Below are 1,651 nucleotides of genomic sequence, written 5' to 3'. Positions count from 1 at the left end.
GCAGATCACCACCGGGTGCGCGCGGATCTCGTCGCCGGCGCGGTGATCGGCGTGCCGACCTCGGTCGGCTACGGCGTCGCCGCGGGCGGCCGCACGGCGCTCGACGCGATGCTCGCGAGCTGCGCCCCCGGCCTCGCGGTCGTCAACATCGACAACGGCTACGGCGCGGCCTGCGCCGCCCTGCGCCTGCTCCACACCGCCGAACGCCTCCGGGCGGCCGGCTGAACCGATCCGTCGCCCGAACTTAGGAGAATCCCATGGAACGCCGCAGCTTCCTTCAGAGCGCCGTCGTCGGCGCGGGCCTCGCCGCAGCCGGCGGCAGCACCGCCACCGCGGCCGTCGACCCGACGGCCCTGCCCGGCAACCGGCCGTCCGATCCCGCGAGCCTCCCCCTCGTCACCGATCCGGGCGAGCGCCGCGGCGAGATGCTCTATCGCGCCTTCGGGCGCCATTCCGACAAGATCTCGGCCATCGGCATGGGCGGGTTCCACCTCGGCAAGAGCGCGGTGACGGACGACGAGGCGACGCGGCTGATCCACCAGGGGATCGAGCGCGGCATCACCTTCATGGACAATTGCTGGGACTACAACGAGGGCCGCTCCGAGCTGCGCATGGGCGCGGCGCTGCAGGAAGGCAGCCGGCGCGACAAGGTGTTCCTGATGTCCAAGATGGACGGGCGCACCAAGGAGGAGGCGACGAAGCAGATCGACGCCTCGCTGCACCGCCTGCGCACCGACCGGATCGACCTCGTCCAGCACCACGAGATCCTGCGCTACGACGACCCGGACCGGGTCTTCGCCGAGGGCGGCGCGATGGAGGCCTTCGTCGAGGCGAAGAAGGCGGGCAAGCTGCGCTACATCGGCTTCACCGGGCACAAGGACCCGCGCATCCATCTGCAGATGCTGGAGGTCGCCCACGAGCGCGGGTTCCAGTTCGATTCGGTGCAGATGCCGCTCAACGTCATGGACGCGCATTTCCGCTCGTTCGGCCACCTCGTCCTGCCCTACCTCGTGCAGAACGGCATCGCCGCGCTCGGCATGAAGACCTTCGGCGACGGCGTCATCCTGAAGAGCGACGCGCCGATCAAGCCGATCGAGTACCTGCATTTCGGCCTCAACCTGCCGGTCTCGGTGCTGATCACCGGCATCCAGAGCCAGCGCGACCTCGACCAGGCGTTCGAGGCGGTGAAGACCTTCCGGCCGATGGACAAGGCGGCGGTCGCCGAGCTGCTCGGGCGCAGCCGCCCCTACGCGCTCGAAGGCAAGTACGAGCTGTTCAAGACCAGCGCGACCTTCGACGGCACCGCCAAGAACGCGGCGTGGCTCGGGGAGGACGTCCCGGGGGTGAAGACCCTCGCCCCGACGATGGAGTGATTTTTGCCAGGGTGTCGGTGACCCCTGGCGCCCGCCGCCTATCCATCCGATGATCGACCCGACCAGACCGTCAGGACACCCCATGAAGCGTCTCGCCGCCCTCGCTCTTCCCGCCCTCGTCCTGCTGCCGCAGGCGGCGCTCGCCCATCCCGGCCACGGCGAGGCCGCGGGCCTCGTCCACGGCTTCCTGCACCCGGTGAGCGGAGCCGACCACGTCCTCGCCATGGTCGCGGTCGGGCTGCTGGCGGCCCTGCGCGGCGGCCGGGCCCTGTGGGCGC

The 1,651-nt window shown here is 70.6% G+C and carries 2 protein-coding genes and 1 pseudogene; all 3 read left to right on the top strand.

The genetic code is table 11. From position 1 onward, the window contains the following. Positions 1-225, top strand: a pseudogene (locus FV223_RS27060) (circadian phase modifier CpmA); the annotation flags it as partial. Between the two features lie 32 nt (positions 226-257). Further along, positions 258-1,373 carry an aldo/keto reductase gene (locus FV223_RS27055; protein ID WP_147729793.1) on the top strand — a complete coding sequence of 372 codons (1,116 nt, stop codon included), beginning with the start codon at positions 258-260 and terminating at the stop codon, positions 1,371-1,373. An 82-nt stretch (positions 1,374-1,455) separates the two neighbouring features. Continuing rightward, on the top strand, positions 1,456-1,651 hold a 196-nt coding region (locus FV223_RS27050), incomplete at its 3' end, for a HupE/UreJ family protein (RefSeq protein ID WP_187276267.1).

It is taken from the genome of Methylobacterium sp. WL116 (assembly GCF_008039455.1).
GTDB lineage: Bacteria > Pseudomonadota > Alphaproteobacteria > Rhizobiales > Beijerinckiaceae > Methylobacterium.
This window is presented reverse-complemented; position numbering and strand designations above follow the sequence as displayed.

Excerpts from the sequence above, each read along its gene's own strand:
- FV223_RS27055 (WP_147729793.1), top strand. The coding sequence starts at position 258 with ATGGAACGCCGCAGCTTCCTTCAGAGCGCCGTCGTCGGCGCGGGCCTC.